Origin of the sequence: Pseudomonas inefficax (assembly GCF_900277125.1) — a bacterium.
Taxonomy (GTDB): domain Bacteria; phylum Pseudomonadota; class Gammaproteobacteria; order Pseudomonadales; family Pseudomonadaceae; genus Aquipseudomonas; species Aquipseudomonas inefficax.
Map to the genome: position 1 here is coordinate 77,083 of NZ_OPYN01000221.1, position 18,286 is coordinate 95,368.

The window sequence follows — 18,286 nt, forward strand, 5'->3', positions numbered from 1 at the left end:
GGAGCGGGTTCACCCGCGAACACCGGCAAAGCCGGTGCCATCCCCTCCATCATTCCCCCCCTTCACCATCCCGATTGAACCCCCGCCAATCCCCCACAGTCCACCCTTACAGGCCCACCTTCCAGAGGCCCAGAAGGAGACTCCCATGAAAGGTACCGCGCTTTCGGCCCTGTTCGCGGCCGCGACTCTGCTGGCTTCCCCGGTGTTTGCCGCCGAAGACCTGTGCACCACCAACCTGCAAAAGATCGACGACAGCATGGCCACCGCCGGCGCCACCTCCGAAGGCCTGGACAAAGCCATCACCGAGCAAGTCGACAAAGCCAAGGCAGCCCAGGCATCGGGCGACACCAAGGAATGCATCGCCATCACCAGCAAAGTGCTGGAGCGCCTGGAAAAAACCGAAAAAGGCAGCGGCACCAGCGGTGGCGGTAGCGGCGCGTGAGCCCAAAAGCGGGCGACCGGGCCGGCAGTCGACGTCGCCCGCACAATGGCGTATACTCCGCATCACGTGCCGTAAGGTGCGTTAGCCAAGAGCTAGTGTGGGGCCGATTAGGATTCGACGCCGGTAGCGAAACTCTAGGTGCATGCCGAGTTGGTAACAGAACTCGTAAATCCACTGTTGCAACTTTCTATAGTTGCCAATGACGAAAACTACGAGGGCTACGCTCTCGCTGCGTAAGCAGCTGAGCCCGCTCTCCTGGTAGCTTCGGCTCCAGCAATCATCAGGGGATGCCTGTAAACCCGAAATGATTGTCATACAGAACAGGATCGTCGTGTAGCACGTTGGGGGCAAAGCGACTAAAACTTACCCAACTCGTCCAAAGCACCCTGCCCGTCGGGCGGCTGCGGATTAACTCAGTAGACACGGCTAAGCATGTAGTACCGACAGCGGAGTACTGGCGGACGGGGGTTCAAATCCCCCCGGCTCCACCAAATCCCAAAGAAGAAGACGCCCTCGGGCGTCTTTTTTTGTGTCTGAATTTTGGGGTGTGCAAGCTCAGAAAATCAGATTTTGCCCCTTTCGTGTAGGGCGTTTCCCAAAGATACTCCCAGCGCCTGTTTTCCGTTGCGGTCGTTTTTTCAGAGTTTTAGTCTCGTCGGGTCGTTGCTCATCAACGGCATGACTTTGACAGGTCGCGACGGTAAACAACAAACGGCTCGTCGTTATGGCGGCTGTACGTGCGGGCACGCTTGCGTGCGCCGGAACTTGTTGTTTCCGCCGGTCTGTCAACCCGCGTACAGCTGCCACCCTTCTGTTTGACAGCAGAGGGTGACGGCCCTGAAATGGAAGCAATCATGTTGAAGATAGTACCCGACCCGCCCCACCATCTCCTTTCCCTCGAAGACACCATCATGCTGGCCTCGGACTACGCGCTCTGTGCCGAAGCCGTAGCCCAGCAGGCAATGCTGATGCAGCCGCGATCGCCGACGTCATTGTTGATCATGGCGTCGATGCACGAGCTTGAAGCCCTGCGCAAACTTCTCGAGTCAGCGCTGGCACACATACACAAGCCAGCGGACCCGCAAGCCGTGCACTGATTCACCACCAGGGAGATCGATCAATGACCACCGAAGACACTAAATGCACCGTCGGTAAAACCATCTTCTACCAGGGTGAAAACCAGACGCACCCGCTGTTCCGCATCGAGCCCGGCATCCCCTGCCAGAACGCCCGCGAGCAAGCTTCGGAACTGATGGGCTATGCCCGGGACCTGACCATCGACGGCCTGATGGAAGACAAGCCGAAACTGATTTGGGCCGCACATTACCTTTGCGCCTTAGGTAAAGCACTGCTGGATGACGCCGAGCTGGGCATGATGCGTTAGCCACCATACCGTGAGTTGCGCTGTCGCGCGGAGCACCGAGCTCACAAAAAGAGTTTGCTCATTACCCTGTGGGAGCGGGTTTACCCGCGAAGAATCCAACGCGCTGCATGGCACCGGCTACGCCGGTGTTCGCGGCCACGGCCGCTCCCACAGGTACCGTGTAAACTCAAAGCCAGCGCAAGTACCTGTGGGAGCGGGCAAGCCCGCGAAGAAGGCAACGCGGTGTATGGCACCGGCTGCGCCGGTGTTCGCGGGCAAACCCGCTCCCACAGGACCCCGCCAAATCACTGAGTTGTGTGCAGCCCCATGAAAACCCGGCTTGCCGGATGCCGAACTCGGCATGATGCGCTGAACACCACACTACCCTCTCCCGTGCTCGGCCAACCTCAAAAACGGACTTGAACCAACAGATACGGGGGGCAAAGGACGAATGGTCAAAATGTGTCAGGCACGGGGAATTGCTGGGAGTTTTTTGCCACTACAGGCGTTTCAACCAAGCGCGTTCGTCTTGGTGAAGTGAACTTCACTTTTCCGGCGTGTCAGATTAGGTCCTTGTCGAGCGAACTTCAGTAGAGGTACAGCCTTATGAGCATGGCCACAATTGTAAGTGCGTTGATTTCCAGTCTCGCACCAAGTGTCTTTGACCATAGCAGCCTGCAAGACTCCGGCGCGCATGTTCCTGCTGTCGAATACCATTATGGTATGAACATCGATGTGAAACGGGTATTGCAACGCACCGATACATCAGCCAAGACCGGCGTGGTGCCGGTGACCGTTGTGTATGAAGACAGCAAGGGCGAAATTCATAAAATCCGCTTCCTCGAATGGGGTGGAAGCCCCGCCGCTCCTGCTAGCGTGGCCTGATCCGAGCAAAGTCAAAGTTACAAGCCTCGCCATAAACGCAAGTCGAAATTCATGGGCACCCGGTGCAGATGATATTTCCGTTACCTGAAATGGACATGATCGAATGATCAAAAGTCATTCGAGACAACCTCTATTGCCTTTTGCAGAGCACCAACACATATAAGTAACCGAACTCCAGCCACCATCAACAACAGCAAACTCCAACCTAGTCGTGCTGAGTATCATGCTGAGCAGTTAAAAAGTTTCAATTGAGGATACGCAAATGAAAAACATGAAAGTTCTCTTCGTTGCCGCCGCTCTTACCGCTTCTTCTTTGGCGATGGCCTCCGGCGGTGGTGATCGGACCTTCGCACGCATGGAGTCAGCCCGAAAGGCCTCGATGCAGGCCTTCCAGCTCGCAGAGAAACAGAAAACAGAAGCAGCTGTAGCTGCAAGCAAAACCAAGCCGGCCAATGACGCCAAAGGCTGATCGGTTGGAACGTCCTCCACCTGGTCGGATCGCAGGCGCTTTCCGGCCAACAGGGTGCAGGTCAGAGTAAAACGCTGACTGGTTCCTGCACTGCGGGAAGTTTCGTGCTATTGACGCTTGAGTTGCGTCACAGCCTCTATGAAGCCGTAGTTTCCATGCTACCTGCCGCGCAGGCGACCACAAGCGCCACGATACAAGCCAGCAAAGCGAATGCCGTGAACACTGCCATAACATGCATGCATGGCATGACATGGTTCCAGGCTCGGGCCACCCCCAGAAAAGCGGCGAACAGCCAACCACTCATGGAGAAAGCCCCCAATAGTGCAAGGCGACCACGGTCGGAACCCGGTAAAAATACGAAAGGGGCTTTCTGCAACAACGGGAAGCCGATGCGATGTAACAGACCACCGTTCAATGTCAGCAGCGCAACAACCGCAACCTTGGCCCAGAGCTTCTGGTTGAGCAAATACGCCGCGCCTTCGAGAAGATATCCCTGAAGTATCAACAGCAGGCCACTGCCCCAAAGAGCCAGTAACGCGAGGGTGGCAATTTTCCTGGTTTCTTCCAGGTACTCATGCTTTGCCTGATCCAGCGCTTCCTTGCGCCAACTCCAAAGCTTGTGATCGGCAAGCAAGACCCTACCGAGGGCAATACAAGTGGCGAGCAGGTGAACATACACGAGGAGCATTTTCAGCATTCTTTTTTGACCTTCTTTTTATATGGACAATGCTCTCCCTGCGTCCTGGATTTCAAATCTTAATGATGCTTATTACCATCTGCAACATAAAGTTTCAAAATCTCTGGGCCAGTATCTTGACGGATTGGTCTACTTTTTATAGGCATCTCAGCTACCCAGGTCAGTAGCGCAGCCTTTGATCCGTTCCAGTGTGTTCATGCCTCCCCTTTCCACTCTTCTGCGCAGACCTGGTTCTGCAAAAGCACCAGCTTGCTTTGCAGCTGCGCGATGTGCGCTTTGTCGGCACGCTGTGCCGAGCGTAGCTCCCGATTTTCCATATCCCATGGGCACTGCTGAAGTACGTATTGCAGCGCTACCAGATCGACCACCGCAACCTTGCAGTACTGCCCGAGGCGCAGCAGCTGGTGGTGAGCAACCTCAAGGAACTGAAGCCATGGCTGTTGAATGACTGATTGTCGAATGCCGCAACCAGGGGCTTGATGCCCCTAGTCACTGTATCGTGGTGCTCCTGCGCACGCGTCATGATTTCCCTTCAGCCAGCAAAGCCTCCGGCAGGGCTGGCAGCGGTCGGCTCAGCAACACGCCGACCAGCATCGCGAACAACAGCGCCGCCACACCAGCGACTTGCAACACGGCTTCGAAGCCCCCGATGAACGCTTGGCGGGCCAAGGGTGCCACCGCTTCTCGCAACCCGGGCTCAAACAACGCCAATGCCGCCTGCAAATCACCAGCGGCAACCCGCGCAGCCATTGCGGCAACCTGGCCCGATTGCCCAGGCGCCACGGCAGCCACGGACTCATGCAGCAACTGCTCACTACGCGCAGCCAGCACACCACCCAGCCCAGCGATGGCCAGCACGATCGCCCCGAACCGCGTGGTTGTACTCAACCCCGAAGCCATGCCGGTACGCTCACGCGGTACGCAAGCCATGATGTTCTTCTGCGTGTCGCCATTCAGCAGCCCGGCGCCAGCGCCCAGCACCAGGCTGGCCAGGGCGAATGCACCGTAACCGCCCTGCTGCGTGGCCCAGGCACATAGCAGGTTACCCACCCCGACCAATACCAGGCCAAGTGCGAACACCTGCGCCGGGCTCAAGTGCGCAGCCAGACGCATGCCCAGGCGTGGCGTCAGCAGCATGGCCACGGCAAACGGCAGCATGCCAGCCCCTGCGGCCAAGGCCGACAATTGCAGGCCGTTCTGCAGGTACAGCGGCAGCAGGGTCATCATCACCTGGGCGCAGGCTGCGTAGGCGAACATGCCCAGCAAGGCGCCGACGAAACGCCCGCTACGTATCAGTCGCAGGTCGATCATCGGTCGTTCCTGGCTGCGCTCGACCATGACGAACAGGCCGAACAGGAAGGCGCTGATCACCAGCCGCCCCAAAGTTTGCGCACCGCCCCAGCCTACCTGGTTGGCATCGATCATCGCCCAGATCAGGTAACCCAGGCTGCCGGCGAAAGTCAGGCTGCCCCATGGGTCGAGCCGGGCCGCAGCGCTGTCACGGGACTCTTCGACACTGCGCAGCACCATCACTGCAAGCACTGCCACCAGCGGCAGGTTGATGTAGAAGATCCAGCGCCAACCAAGGGTGCTGGCGATCAGCCCGCCCAGCAACGGCGCAAAGGTAATGGTGGCGCCCATGCAGGCGCCCCAGAACGCCCAGGCGCGCATGCGTTCCTGGGGTTGGTGAAAGCGGTTGCCGATCGCGGCCAGGGCCGAGGTCAGCAGCAACGCCGCACCAACGCCCTTGGCGGCCCTGGCCAGGTCGAGGAACAGCAGGCTTGGCGCCGCGCCACAGGCCAGCGAGGCGATGCCGAACAGGGCCAGGCCGAGCAGCAGCATGCGCCGCCGGCCGAAGCGGTCGGCCAGGCTGCCGGCAGGCAGCAGGCAGGCGGCGAAGGCCAGCAGGTAGGCGCTGACCACCCATTCGATATCGGCGAACGAGCCGGACAGGTCGCGGGCGATGCTGGGCAGGCTGACCGCGACGATGTTGGTGTCGAGGATGATCAGGGCGCAGACCAGGGAAGCGGTGAGCAGGGTGAAACGCGCAGAGGGCATGGTGAGGCTCCAGAAGCTGAGCTGGTTGGCTTGGAGAGTGCCGTTTAACTGCAAGATCGCCAGGGCTACTTTGCAGCCCATCGCAGGCAAGCCAGCTCCCACAAGTACGGGATCGCTCTCGAAGGTTGTGCAGCACCTGTGGGAGCTGGCTTGCCTGCGATGGACCACGAAGCGGCCCCCTGCAATCCCCAGGCAGCCTTTGCCGCCAAGCCACCAGCCTTGTAGTGTTGGCTCCCACAAGTACGGCATCGCTTTCGAAGGTTGTGCAGCACCTGTGGGAGCTGGCTTGCCTGCGATGGACCGCAAAGCGGTCCCCTGCAATCCCAGGCAGTCTTTGCCGCCAAGCCACCAGCCTTGTAGTGTTGACGTCACCATAACGCCGCCGACCCCGAGCTTTGTTAGCCCCGGCGACCCGCGTCATTACCCTGCAGGTAACACCCATGGAAATCCGCCATTTCCGCTACTTTCTCTGCGTCGCCCGCCACGGTCACTTCACCCGCGCCGCCGAGCAACTGGGCATTGCCCCGCCCACCCTCAGCCGGCAGATCCAGGATATGGAGCGCGAACTGGGCGTACGCCTGTTCGAGCGCAACCAGCGTGAGGTCAACCTCACCGCCGCCGGCCAGGCCCTGTTTATCGAGGCCGAACATGCCGTACGCCAGTTCGATGCTGCACAACTGGGCGCGCAACGGGCCGCCCGTGGCGAAAGCGGGCGTATCGAACTCGGCTATGTGGCCTCGGCCGCGTACTCGGGCATGCTCCAGCAGCAGGTCAGCCGCTACAGCGAAACCTGCCCCGGCGTGCGCCTGAACATTCGCGAACTGCCGATGGCCGAACTGCCCGGCATGGTCCGCGATGGCCTGCTCGACCTTGCCTATGTGCGCTCGCCGATGAAGCTGCCGGAAGAACTCGAAGCCATCGCCTTGCACCAGGAAGGTTTCGTCCTCGCCCTGCCCGCAAGCTCGCGGATCAATGAAGTGCCACAGATCCCGGCCTCGCGCCTGGCCAATGAAACCTTCATCCTGCCCGAACAGATCTCCGGCACGCTGGAGGTGGCCGCACAAGGTGGCTTCGTCCCGAGGCTCGGCCCACAGCCGGGTAGCCTGGTGGCGGTGATCACCCTGGTGTCACTCGGCCAAGGCATCGCAGTAGTGCCGGAATCGGTGGTGCAACGCATCAGCCTGCCGCAGGTGAACTACCGGCGTATTGTCGACTGCCAGGCCAGCTCGTGGCTTAGCCTGATCCACCGGCGCTTCGAGAAAGCGCCGGCGGTGATGCGTTATGTGGAAAGCGTGAAGTGCGGCATTTGATGGGTGCTCATGCGCCCTGTTCCTCAGCAGCGCCCAAGGCATAGAACTCATGCAGCTTGGCTTGCAGCAGTGCCTTGTCCGGCAAGCGCGTTTGATACTCCGCAATCAGCGCTGGAGACAAACTGCGATTAAGTGCGTACTCGACCACCTCGTCGTCCCTGCTGGCACATAGCAACACGCCGATGGCAGGGTTTTCATGAGGCTTACGCTCATTGCGATCCAGCGCCTCCAGATAAAAATCGAGCTTGCCCAGATACTCAGGTTCGAAGCGACCGACCTTCAGTTCGATCACCACCAGGCAGTTGAGGCCGCGGTGGAAGAACAGCAAGTCCAGTGCGAAGTCCCGGCCGCCAACCTGAAGTGGATATTGAGAGCCGACGAAGCAGAAATCCCGGCCCAGTTCGCTCAGGAACTCTTTTAGCCGGTCTATCAATGCGCCATGCAGGTCTGCTTCGGCATGATCCCTAGGCAGGCCGAGGAACTCAACCATGTAGGCATCTCGGAAAACCTCCATGGCTGCCGGGTAGTCCTGCCGCAGTGCTGCCGAAGCCCTCGCCGGGCTTGCGACGCTGCGCTCAAAAAGCGAGGCCTTGAATTGCCTTTCCAACTCTCGGCTTGACCACTTTTCCTGTACTGCCATGCGCAGGTAGAACTCGCGCTCCTGGGGAAGCTTGCTCTGGCTGAGGATCGTCAAATTATGAGTCCACGGCAATTGTCTCAGCAGTGCTGAGACTTTTTCATCGTGGCGATACGCCTCGTAGAATTGACGCATACGAAACAGGTTAGGCCTGGTAAAACCACGTAGACCCGGCTGCGTCTGAGCAAGGTGAGCAGCCAGCTGGCTTACCACCGAATCCCCCCATTCAGCCCTCTCCAGCTTTCGACTAATGTAGGCTCCCACCTGCCAGTACAAATCGATCAACTGAGTATTGACCGCCTGCGCCACCCGCTGCCTGGCGCCTTGAATCAACGCCAACACTTCCTCAAAACGGTCATCCTTTACCAAAGGAAGGGCCGGCGGCGCTTGTGGGTCTTGTTGTTCAGCGCTCATGCATCGACTCCCTTTATGAATTCGAAAGGGAGTCTACGCCCGGTGAGTCGCCGTTCGAGCGTCAACGACACCGAACAAGTGTTTCAAAAAAACAAAGGGCACCATCCACTGGTGCCCTTTGCCCTACCGCCAGGTGAACTCAATCACCCCATCGAACGCACCCCCACCGGTTGCGCGTTGCCCCGCGTGGTCACGATCCCCAGGAAGGAAATCACGATCGCCAGGCCCAATGTCGAGCTCACTTCTGCCCGGTGTTCAGGCGTGTACATCATTACCGCCAATGCCCCGCCAATGAACAGGATCACCGCCCAGGTCAGGTACGGGAACAGCCACATGCGGAACTTCAGCTCGGTGTTTTCCCGCTCCAGGCGGCGGCGCATGCGCAGCTGCGAAATGGCGATGACCATGTACACCAGCAAGGCAATGGCGCCGGAGCTGGCCAGCAGGAACTCGAATACGCCCTTCGGCGCGAAGTAGTTGAGGATGGCAATGGCCGCGCCGATCAGTGTGCTGCCGAACACCGCAGCACGCGGTACACCCACCTTGGAGGTCTTGTTGAGCATGGCCGGCGCATCACCGCGCTTGGCCAGCGAGTACATCATCCGCGAGGCGATGTAGATCGAAGAGTTCATGCAGCTGGTCACTGCCACCAGCACCACCAGGTCGACCATGAAGGCAGCGTTGGGGATGTTCATGATCTCCAGCGCACGCTGGTAGGAGCCCACCACCGCCAGCTGCGGGTCGTTCCACGGCACCACCGAAATGATCACGAAGATCGACAGGATGTAGAAGGTGCTGATGCGCCAGATCACCGAGCGAGTGGCCTTGGCGATGTTGCGCGACGGGTCGCTGGATTCGGAAGCTGCGATGGTCACCGCTTCGGTGCCGATGAAGCTGAACATCACGGTGATGAACGCACCGACCACGGCCGACCAGCCCTTCGGCGCGAAGCCGCCGTGCTCGGCCATCAGGCCGCTCAGGCCGCTGACCTCGCGATTGGGCAGCCAGCCCATCAGCGCAGCGAAACCCAGGCCGATGAAACCGAGAATTGCCGTGACCTTGAGGATGGCGAACCAGAACTCGAACTCACCGTACTTGGCCACGCTGAACAGGTTGGTACCGGCCAACAGCAGCACCGAAGCCAAGGCGAATATCCAGCTGTCCACCTGCGGGAACCAGGCGTTCAGAACATGCCCGGCGGCCAATGCTTCGATCGGGATTACCAGTACCCAGAACCACCAGTACAGCCAGCCGATGGTGTAGCCGGCCCAGCGGCCGATGGCCTGCTCGGCGTAGGTGGAAAACGATCCGGTGTCCGGGTGTGCAACGGCCATTTCGCCGAGCATGCGCATGACCAGTACCACCAGGGTCCCGGCCACGAAATAGGAAATTATGGTAGCTGGCCCGGCTGCCGCGATGGCGTGGCCAGAGCCGACGAAAAGTCCGGCGCCGATGATGCCGGCGATGGACAGCATCGTTACATGACGTGGCTTGAAACCTTGTGCAAGGTTGCCATCAGATCCCACGGTGTTCATTGATGTTGTTCTCTTTTTGCTGACACAAGGATGGACGGGCAGGCGTAGGCGAAAATATCTCCTTTGAAATCAATAAGTCGACACGTTACTCGCGCTCTGTTGTTGATATTTGGCACGCGTCACAGAGCAACATGTCAATGCGGGTCGGGCTTCATTTAAGCCCCCCAGGGCTGCGGGAAATTACACGAGAACGCCCCGGAACTGTTCGATCACGACAGGGCGTTTCCATTAACGCCGGATGTCGCGAATGGCATGCCCAATCGCGTCACCGGGCCGTCTGGAGCTTTTGTTTTTCATTTGGGTGTGTTGTGGCTGTAACGGCCCTTTCGCGGGCTCGCCCGCTCCCACAGGTACCGCACAACCCTCAGGACCTGTGGTGTACCTGTGGGAGCGGGCAAGCCCGCGAAGAGGCCAGCAGCCTTAACGCACCAGGCAAGGCCGCTTGTTATCGAAGCTCCACCCCGGAATCAGGAACTGCATCGCCACGCTGTCGTCCCGCGCGCCCAACCCCATGTTGCGGTAGCACTCATGGGCCTTGGCCAATTGGTCTTCATCCAGTTCCACCCCCAGCCCCGGCCGTGCCGGCACGTGCACATGCCCGTCGACGATGCGCAGCGGTTCGCGGGTCAGGTACTGGCCGTCCTGCCAGATCCAGTGGGTATCGATCGCAGTGATTTCACCCGGCGCCGCAGCTGCCACCTGGGTGAACATCGCCAGCGAGATATCGAAGTGGTTGTTGGAATGCGAACCCCAGGTCAGCCCCCAGTCGTTGCACATCTGCGCCACCCGGACTGAACCCTGCAATGTCCAGAAGTGCGGGTCGGCCAGCGGAATGTCCACCGACTGCAACTGGATCGCATGGCCCATCTGCCGCCAGTCGGTGGCGATCATGTTGGTGGCGGTGGGCAGGCCGGTGGCGCGACGGAACTCGGCCATCACCTCACGGCCCGAGTAGCCGTTCTCGGCACCGCACGGGTCTTCGGCGTAGGCCAGCACATCGTGCTTGTCGCGGCACAGGGCAATGGCCTCCTTCAATGACCAGGCACCATTCGGGTCGAGGGTGATGCGTGCTTCGGGGAAACGTTCGGCCAGCGCCGTTACCGCTTCCATCTCCTCCTCGCCGCGCAACACCCCGCCCTTGAGCTTGAAGTCGCTGAAGCCATAGCGCGCCTTGGCGGCCTCGGCCAGGCGCACCACCGCGTCCGAGGTCAGGGCTTTTTCGTGGCGCAGGCGGAACCAGTCGTCCTCGGCATCGGCTTCGTTGCGGTAGGCCAGGTCGGTCTGCTGGCGGTCGCCGATGTAGAACAGGTAACCGAGCATCTTCACTGCTTCGCGCTGCTGCCCTTCGCCCAGCAGTGCGGCCATCGGCACATCAAGATGCTGGCCGAGCAGGTCGAGCAGCGCCGATTCGATGGCCGTCACCGCATGCACGGTGATGCGCAGGTCGAAGGTCTGCAGGCCACGACCAGCCGAATCACGGTTGGCGAAGGTCTGGCGCATGGCATTGAGCACACGCTGGTAATGGCCGATCGGCTGGCCGACTACCAGGCTGCGGGCGTCTTCCAGGGTCTGGCGGATCTTCTCGCCGCCGGGCACCTCACCCAACCCGGTATTGCCGGCGCTGTCACGCAGCACCACCACGTTGCGGGTAAAGAACGGGCCATGGGCACCACTGAGGTTGAGCAGCATGCTGTCGTGCCCGGCGACGGGGATCACGCGCAGGTCGGTGACCACGGGGGTGCTGGTGTGAAGGGTCTGCATGTTCATGGTTGTTGTCTCGCAGTCATCAATGGCTCTGACCCAGGGCCGAAGGGGCCTTGAGATCATCGGAAGGGACACACTTTGGGCGAGTGCGTACGAAGAAGATGGCAATGGCCGCCAGCACCGAAGTCACCGCCAGACCGTACAGGCCGCCCTGGATCGAGCCGGTCTGCTGCTCCAGCAGGCCGAAGGTGGTGGGGGCGACGAAGCCGCCGAGGTTGCCGACCGAGTTGATCAACGCGATCACCGCAGCGGCGATGCGGGCATCCAGGTAGCCCTGCGGGATCGGCCAGAACAGTGACGACGCCGACTTGAAACCGATGGCCGCGAAGCACACCGCGACAAAGGCGAACACAGGCCCACCCGTGGTGGACATGAACATGCCGATGGCTGCGATTACCAGCGCACCTGCCACCCAGGCCTGCTGGAACTTCCAGCGCGCCGAACCGGCGGCGAAGGCATACATGGCCAGAATCGAAATCAGCCACGGGATCGAATTGAAGAAGCCGACCTGCAGGTCGCTCAGGTCACCCATGCGCTTGATGATGCTCGGCAGCCAGAACGTGGCGGCATAGATGGTCAGCTGAATGCAGAAGTAAATCAGGCAGAACAGCAGGATCTGGCGGTCCTTGAGCAGGCTCCAGGCCGATGGCCTGACCGCGCCGACCGCTTCGCGCTCAAGCTGCTCGCGATCGATGGCGGCCACCAGTGCATCCTGCTCGGCCTGGCTCAGCCACTTGGCGTCCTGCGGCCTGGAGTCGAGCCAGAAGAACACGAAGAAGCACAGCGTCACCGAGGCCATGCCTTCGATGAACAGCATCCACTGCCAGCCATGCAGCCCCAGGCCCTGAATCTGCATAAGTGCACCGGCCAACGGCCCGGAAATCAGCGACGCCAATGCCGAACCACTGAGGAAGATGGCAATCGCCTTGCCACGCTCGGCAGCCGGCAGCCAGCGGGTGAAGTAGTAGATCACCCCGGGGAAGAAGCCCGCTTCGGCAACGCCCAGCAGAAAGCGCAGCACGTAGAACTGGGTTTCGTTCTGCACGAAGGCCATGGCCGTGGCCACCAGCCCCCAGGTGAACATGATGCGGGTCAGCCACAGCCGTGCACCGACCTTCTGCAGCAGCATGTTCGAGGGCACCTCGAACAACGCGTAGCCGATGAAGAACAGGCCGGCGCCAAAGCCATAGGCCGCGGCGCTGATGCCCAGGTCGCTTTCCAGGTGCGGGCGGACGAAGCCGATGTTGACGCGGTCCAGATAATTGACAATGAACATGATGACGAACAGCGGCAGGACGTGGCGCTTGACCTTGGCCACGGCGCTGGCCAGGGCGTCGCCTTCATTTCGGGCAGACGGAGCGAGGGTATCGTTCACTTGCGGATCTCCCACTAATTGTTTTTGTGCGGGTCGAGGTTGTCTGACATGGCAGTGGGAAGGAGCATATGCGCAGCCTAGTTGTACGACAAGATAGGCAAGATCGGAAAAATCGCAAAATACAAGCCACTATAATGCCTATATGCTCCTATCTTGCAAAAACCAACAGGCTAATGGCGGGTTTGAGCATCGGAAAAATCGGCAAAAAATATTTTTATCGTTTAACTTGTCGTACAAGTACAACAATAATCGGACACCGCCATGGCCACCGAGCAAGCCCACAAACGCGGCCACAGCCGCGCCCATGACCTGGTCTCCAGCCTGACGCAACAGATCCTGTTGGGTACCTTCAAACCAGGCGACAAGTTGCCCTCGGAGAACAGCCTGGTGCGCGAGCATGGGGTCAGCCGCACCGTGGTTCGCGAGGCCTTGTCCAAACTGCAGGCCTCGGGGCTGGTTGAGCCACGCCACGGTATCGGTACGTTCGTGATGGAGCGCCAGGCCCAGCCCGGCCTGCGCATCGCTGCGGAAAGCGCAGCCAATGTGCGCGACCTGCTGGAGCTGCGCATCGGCCTGGAAGGCCAGGCCGCCGCCCTGGCTGCGCTACGCCGCGAGGAGGGGCACCTGACGCGCATGCGCCAGGCGCTGGATGACTACCAGGACTTGGCCGCCGCTGGCGACAGCTGTATCGAGGCCGACCGGCGCTTTCACCTGCTGATTGCCGAGGCCACTGGCAACCTGTACTTCACTGAAATGCTGTTGCAGCTGGGCAGCGGCCTGATCCCGCGCAACCGCATGGCCTTGGCCGAACGTAGCGGGGCGAAGCTGGCGCGGCAGGCATACCTGGCCAACCTCGAGCATGAGGCGATCCTCAATGCCATCCGCCGGCAGGACCCGGACGCGGCGCGGGCAGCGATGTGCCTGCACCTGTCCAATAGCCGCGACCGGCTACTGCCCGAACAGGCCTGACACGATCCCCTGTAGGAGCGGCCTTGTGTCGCGAAAGGGCCGCAGAGCGGCCCCAGGATTTCAGCGATTATGCAAAAATTGCTGGGGCCGCTTCGCAGCCCTTTCGCGACACAAGGCCGCTCCTACAAAGAGAACCGCGTCGGGCCCTGGTTACCAGGTCAGGCAGATCTTGCCGAAATGCCGGTTGCTCTCCTGATAACGGAATGCGTCGACGATCTGCTCCAACTCGAAATGCTTGTCTACCACTGGCCGCAGGCCATTGGCATCGATCGCCCGCACCATCGCCTGTTGCTGGGCACGGCTGCCAACCAGCACGCCCTGCAGGCGAATCTGCCGCACCAGCGCCTGCACCAGCGGCAACTGCCCGGCCACGCCGGTGAGGATGCCGATCAACGACACATGCCCACCAATGCGCGCGGCAATCATCGATTGCTCCAGCGTCGCCGGGCCACCTACTTCGATCACATGGTCGACACCGCGGTTGCCAGTCAGCTCGCGCACTTTCTCACCCCAAGCCGGGGTGCTCTTGTAGTTGATCAGGTGATCGGCACCCAAGGCCTTCAGGCGCTCCAGCTTGGCGTCGCTGGAAGAGGTGGCGATCACCGTCGCGCCGGCCAGCTTGGCAAACTGCAGCGCGAAGATCGACACACCGCCAGTGCCCTGCACCAGCACTGTATCGCCAGGCTTGAGGTGGTCGTCGCTCATCAACGCACGCCAGGCAGTGAGACCGGCCGTGGTCAGCGTGGCAGCTTCAGCATGGCTGAAGCCCTTGGGCGCCAGGGTGAAGGCGCTGGCGCGAGCGGTGACCTGTTCACGGGCGTAACCATCGATACCGTCGCCGGGGACCCTGGCGAAGCCTTCCACATTGGCCTGCCCGTCGAGCCAGTCGGGGAAGAAAGTGCTGACCACATTGTCGCCGACCTGGAACTCGGTGACGCCGCTACCCACCGCGACCACCTCGCCAGCGCCATCGGCCATGGGGATGCGCCGCTCGCTCGGGCCCCACATGCCGCTGACCACGGCGAAATCGTGGTAGTTGAGAGAGCTGGCGTGCAGGCGCACGGTGATCTCGCCGGCCTCGGGTGCAGAGGCTTCGCAGGTGCCGACCTCGACCTTGTCGTAGCCGCCGCCGGGTTGTACGTAGATGGCCTTGTTGGTCATGGGTGGGTCTCCGTTCAGGGAATAGATTGGGGTTCAGCATAGACAGGTCCGGCCTCTTCGCGGGTGAACCCGCTCCCACAGGTTGAGCGCTGGTCTTGAGCTCGGTGCGGTCCCTGTGGGAGCGGGTTTACCCGCGAAGAGGCCCGCACAGGCGACACAAAAATTCAGCCCAGCATCACCTTCAATGCCCGGCAATCGGCCGCATGCCAATCCACCAGCTCCGGCCACGGATTGTCCGGCAGGTTCACCAGCACCGTGCGCGCCCCTGCGGCCCGCCCACAGTCCAGGTCAAACCGGTAATCCCCCACCATCACCAGCTCACCTGGTGCCACACCCCAGGCATTGGCTATTTTCAACAGCCCATCCGGGCTTGGCTTGGGCGCCGCTTCGTCACGCCCGAGAATGTGCTCCACCGGAAAGCAGTCCGCCAGGCCGATGGCCTCCAGCGTCACATGCGCCAGCTCGCGGGCATTGCGGGTCAAAATGCCCAGCCGGCAACCACGCTCGGCCAGTTCGCGCACCAGCTCCACCGCCCCGGCGGCCGCTGTGGAGGCAATTGCCAGGTCACGCTCATGCTCCAGCAGCCAGGCATGCTTGGCCGCCGCTTCATCCGCTGGCAAGGCTGCCAGGTGGGTGAGGATGTCGTGCTCGGCAGGGATATCCAGCGCCACCCGGATAGCGGCAAAATCGTGCACGGCCACGGTCAGGGTGCCGTCCATGTCGAACACCCAGTTGCGCAGTTCGCCCAGGCTCATGCCCAGTCCTTGCGGTGACGAATCAGGCCTTCCTGGCACGACGAGGCCACCAGTTGCCCGGCCTGGTTGAAGATGCTGCCGCGGCAGAAGCCGCGGGCATTGCCTGCCCAAGGGCTGTCGGTGGCGTACAGCAGCCACTCATCGGCACGCAGGTTGCCATGGAACCACAGCGAATGGTCGAGGCTGGCGATCTGCATGTCACGTTGCCACACCGATTTGCCATGGGGCAGCAACGAAGTGGTCAGCAGGCCAAAGTCCGAGGCGTAGGCCAGCATGTATTTGTGCAGGGCGGGGATATCGGGCAGGCTGCCGTCGGCGCGGAACCAGGCGTACTTCACCGGGTCGCCAGGCTTGGGGTTGAACGGGTCGCGTTCGGTGACCGGGCGTATCTCGATCGGCTTGGCGCACAACACCTTGTCGCGAATGCGCTCGGGCAACCGGTCGGCCATGGCCCTGGCCAGCTCGACTTCAGTTGGCAGGTTCTCCGGGCCGACCACCTCGGGCATCTGCGCCTGGTGCCCGAAACCTTCCTCGTCGTACTGGAACGAGGCGCTACAGGTGAAGATCGGCTGGCCCTTCTGAATCGCCGTCACCCGCCGGGTGCTGAAGCTGCCGCCATCGCGCACGCGGTCCACCGAATACACTACCGGCAGGCTGGCATCGCCAGGGCGCAGGAAGTAGCCGTGCAACGAATGCACATGGCGTGCATCCTCGACCGTCTGGCTGGCCGCCGACAACGACTGGCCCAGTACCTGCCCGCCGTACAGCTGGCGAAAGCCCAGGTCCTGGCTGCGTCCACGGAACAGGTTCTCCTCGATGGACTCGAGGCTCAACAGGTCGACCAGGTCGTCCAACACATGACTCATCGGGGGTTCTCCTAGCAAGGCAAACAGGTCTCTACAGCACTCTTATGAAGGCAAATGATACAGGGTTTGTCATTCGCGCCGGGCATGGCCATGCATTCAGGCGCGCAGGGTACGCTCCCAGTGAGCGCGGTCGATGCGGTACAGCACATGCGGGCGCAGCGGATGGCCCACGGGCAGGCGGGGGTGTTCGAAACTGCCATTCAGGTCCTGCTGCATACCGATGGCCTGCATGACCTTTTGCGACGGCAGGTTGCTCTCGCTAGTGAACGACACCACCTCCTCCAGGCGCAATTGGGCGAAAGCACAGCGCAGGCAGGTCCACGCCGCCTCGCTGGCGAAACCCAGGCCCCAGTGACGGCGTGCCAGGCGCCAGCCGATCTCCACCGCCGGTGTGAAATCGGCATCGAACCCTACGTGCAGCAACCCGGTCATGCCGATGAAGGCACCGCTGTCCTTGCGCTCCAGGGCCCACAAACCAAAGCCGTACTCATTGAAATGCCCGCGCACACGGCCGATCAGCGCGGCTGCCTCCAGGCGGGTCAGCGGCGCCGGGAAGTAGCGCATCACCTGCGGGTCGGCACACAGGGCGGCGAACTCGCGCAGGTCGTCGTCGTGCCATTGGCGCAGAACCAGCCGCGCGCTTTCCAGTTGCAGGATTGGGGTCATCGGGTGTGCTCCGGTTTTACCGTGTTGCAGTTTACAGCGTAGGCGCGGGTGCCGGTTTCACCCAGCCGGCGCGCCCGAATGCAATTTTCACACGCCCTTCACCGCCCCCCGACAGGACAGTTGGCAGGATGCCAGCAACACCGTCGCGCCGGCCGCGACCACGCCAACGGAGCAACACATGTTATCGAGCAACACCTTGGGGCACCCTGCCATCCACGCCCGGCGCAAGCGACGCCTGACCCGCAAAGCCCTCGGTGCCGCCCTTGGCCTGTGCATGGTCGTGGCGGCGTTGAGCACCTGGCTTGCGACGAGGACGCACATCGTGGAGCTTGGCAACGATCGACAATTGAGTGACAGCGGCCTGCTGCAGGACTGGGCCGACGGTGCGGTGATCGTGATGATCCGCCACGCCGAGCGCTGCGACAGCGCCCCCGGCCCGTGCCTGGACGACCCCACCGGCATCACCGTGGCCGGCAGCCAGGCTGCCGGGCGCGTTGGCCAGGGGTTGCACCGGTTGGGCCTGGACAACGCCGACATGCTCAGCAGCCCGAAACTGCGTACTCGGCAAACCGCGCATTTTATCCTTGGCCAGGCGGTGGCCAGCGGGGACTGGCTGGAGGGATGCGACAAGCAGTTCGCCAGTGAAGCGCTGGCGCATAAACGCCCCGGACACAACCTGGTGCTGGTGACTCACAACGGCTGCATCGATCACTTCGCCCGCCAGCAGCATGTTGTGGGTGGCGAGCGTGAGAGCGGCTATGCCAGTGCGCTGTTCGTTTCGGTGGATGGCAATGGCAAGGCGCGCATTCTCGGTCGCCTGAACGAACCGGACTGGCAGCGGGTGCTGGCCAGCATCGCGAAATAACACGTCAATCGTCCAGGCTGTCACTATTCCCTGTAGGAGCAGCCTTGTGCTGCGA

At 61.4% G+C, this 18,286-nt stretch carries 18 protein-coding genes, 1 other RNA gene and 1 pseudogene; 10 read left to right on the plus strand and 10 right to left on the minus strand.

All coding sequences use genetic code 11. The features are described from left to right. Window positions 1-145 precede the first annotated feature (145 nt). The 6 genes from JV551A3_RS27465 to JV551A3_RS27495 all read left to right on the plus strand — a co-directional run bounded on the left by JV551A3_RS27465 (window position 146) and on the right by JV551A3_RS27495 (window position 3,159). The gene (locus JV551A3_RS27465) at window positions 146-442 is read left to right on the plus strand and encodes a hypothetical protein (protein ID WP_112249986.1); all 297 of its coding nucleotides are present in this window, start codon (window positions 146-148) and stop codon (window positions 440-442) included. Between the two features lie 99 nt (window positions 443-541). Then, window positions 542-933, plus strand: a transfer-messenger RNA (tmRNA) gene (ssrA, locus tag JV551A3_RS27470). 363 nt (window positions 934-1,296) lie between these two features. After that, the gene (locus JV551A3_RS27475) at window positions 1,297-1,539 is read left to right on the plus strand and encodes a hypothetical protein (RefSeq protein WP_133975566.1); all 243 of its coding nucleotides are present in this window, start codon (window positions 1,297-1,299) and stop codon (window positions 1,537-1,539) included. A 23-nt stretch (window positions 1,540-1,562) separates the two neighbouring features. Further along, window positions 1,563-1,826, plus strand: a complete 264-nt coding sequence (locus JV551A3_RS27480; protein ID WP_112253576.1) for a DUF3077 domain-containing protein — start codon at window positions 1,563-1,565, stop codon at window positions 1,824-1,826. Between the two features lie 585 nt (window positions 1,827-2,411). Then, window positions 2,412-2,690 carry a DUF2790 domain-containing protein gene (locus JV551A3_RS27490; RefSeq protein WP_133975570.1) on the plus strand — a complete coding sequence of 93 codons (279 nt, stop codon included), beginning with the start codon at window positions 2,412-2,414 and terminating at the stop codon, window positions 2,688-2,690. A gap of 262 nt (window positions 2,691-2,952) precedes the next feature. Next, a complete protein-coding gene (locus tag JV551A3_RS27495) occupies window positions 2,953-3,159 on the plus strand; it encodes a co-regulatory protein PtrA N-terminal domain-containing protein (protein WP_133975572.1) in 207 nt (68 codons plus the stop codon). 136 nt (window positions 3,160-3,295) lie between these two features. Here JV551A3_RS27495 and JV551A3_RS27500 read toward each other — a convergent pair whose 3' ends face one another. Next, a complete protein-coding gene (locus JV551A3_RS27500) occupies window positions 3,296-3,856 on the minus strand; it encodes a hypothetical protein (RefSeq protein WP_133975574.1) in 561 nt (186 codons plus the stop codon). Between the two features lie 326 nt (window positions 3,857-4,182). Between JV551A3_RS27500 and JV551A3_RS27505 the strand changes: the two are divergent. Further along, window positions 4,183-4,308: pseudogene (locus tag JV551A3_RS27505) on the plus strand (WYL domain-containing protein); the annotation flags it as partial. Between the two features lie 67 nt (window positions 4,309-4,375). Here the strand turns inward: JV551A3_RS27505 and JV551A3_RS27510 are convergent. Then, the gene (locus tag JV551A3_RS27510; RefSeq protein WP_133975576.1) at window positions 4,376-5,914 is read right to left on the minus strand and encodes an MFS transporter; all 1,539 of its coding nucleotides are present in this window, start codon (window positions 5,912-5,914) and stop codon (window positions 4,376-4,378) included. 440 nt (window positions 5,915-6,354) lie between these two features. Here JV551A3_RS27510 and JV551A3_RS27515 point away from each other — a divergent pair, with 440 nt between their 5' ends. Next, on the plus strand, window positions 6,355-7,224 hold the full coding sequence (locus JV551A3_RS27515; RefSeq protein ID WP_133975578.1) for a LysR family transcriptional regulator: 870 nt from the start codon (window positions 6,355-6,357) through the stop codon (window positions 7,222-7,224). Between the two features lie 7 nt (window positions 7,225-7,231). On the opposite strand, the gene JV551A3_RS27520 is transcribed toward JV551A3_RS27515, so the two are convergent. The 4 genes from JV551A3_RS27520 to JV551A3_RS27535 form a co-directional block, all read right to left on the minus strand. Next, a complete protein-coding gene (locus tag JV551A3_RS27520; RefSeq protein WP_133975580.1) occupies window positions 7,232-8,275 on the minus strand; it encodes a PDDEXK nuclease domain-containing protein in 1,044 nt (347 codons plus the stop codon). A gap of 143 nt (window positions 8,276-8,418) precedes the next feature. Then, window positions 8,419-9,810: a GABA permease gene (gene gabP, locus JV551A3_RS27525; RefSeq protein ID WP_112253584.1), complete on the minus strand. Its 1,392-nt coding sequence runs from the start codon at window positions 9,808-9,810 to the stop codon at window positions 8,419-8,421. 420 nt (window positions 9,811-10,230) lie between these two features. After that, the gene (gudD, locus tag JV551A3_RS27530; protein ID WP_133975582.1) at window positions 10,231-11,577 is read right to left on the minus strand and encodes a glucarate dehydratase; all 1,347 of its coding nucleotides are present in this window, start codon (window positions 11,575-11,577) and stop codon (window positions 10,231-10,233) included. A 19-nt stretch (window positions 11,578-11,596) separates the two neighbouring features. Beyond that, the gene (locus JV551A3_RS27535) at window positions 11,597-12,949 is read right to left on the minus strand and encodes an MFS transporter (RefSeq protein ID WP_133975584.1); all 1,353 of its coding nucleotides are present in this window, start codon (window positions 12,947-12,949) and stop codon (window positions 11,597-11,599) included. Window positions 12,950-13,210: 261 nt separating this feature from the next. Between JV551A3_RS27535 and JV551A3_RS27540 the strand changes: the two genes are divergently transcribed. Continuing rightward, entirely contained in the window at window positions 13,211-13,918 is a 708-nt protein-coding gene (locus JV551A3_RS27540; RefSeq protein WP_133975586.1) for a FadR/GntR family transcriptional regulator, read from the plus strand. A 150-nt stretch (window positions 13,919-14,068) separates the two neighbouring features. Here JV551A3_RS27540 and JV551A3_RS27545 read toward each other — a convergent pair whose 3' ends face one another. The 4 genes from JV551A3_RS27545 to JV551A3_RS27560 form a co-directional block, all read right to left on the minus strand. Further along, window positions 14,069-15,079, minus strand: coding sequence for a zinc-dependent alcohol dehydrogenase family protein (locus tag JV551A3_RS27545; RefSeq protein WP_133975589.1), 1,011 nt, complete (start codon window positions 15,077-15,079; stop codon window positions 14,069-14,071). A 164-nt stretch (window positions 15,080-15,243) separates the two neighbouring features. Further along, window positions 15,244-15,834: an HAD family hydrolase gene (locus tag JV551A3_RS27550; RefSeq protein ID WP_133975590.1), complete on the minus strand. Its 591-nt coding sequence runs from the start codon at window positions 15,832-15,834 to the stop codon at window positions 15,244-15,246. After that, entirely contained in the window at window positions 15,831-16,700 is an 870-nt protein-coding gene (gene tesB / locus JV551A3_RS27555; RefSeq protein ID WP_133975592.1) for an acyl-CoA thioesterase II, read from the minus strand. The genes JV551A3_RS27550 and tesB overlap by 4 nt, the downstream gene beginning before the upstream one ends. Window positions 16,701-16,796: 96 nt before the next feature. Beyond that, complete coding sequence (locus JV551A3_RS27560) at window positions 16,797-17,366, minus strand: GNAT family N-acetyltransferase (protein WP_133975594.1); 570 nt, start codon at window positions 17,364-17,366, stop codon at window positions 16,797-16,799. A 178-nt stretch (window positions 17,367-17,544) separates the two neighbouring features. On the opposite strand from JV551A3_RS27560, the gene pmrG reads away from it, so the two are divergent. Next, window positions 17,545-18,231 (plus strand): lipopolysaccharide core heptose(II)-phosphate phosphatase PmrG, encoded by a 687-nt coding sequence (gene pmrG, locus JV551A3_RS27565; RefSeq protein ID WP_133975596.1) that lies wholly within the window; start codon window positions 17,545-17,547, stop codon window positions 18,229-18,231. The last annotated feature ends 55 nt before the right edge of the window (window positions 18,232-18,286 follow it).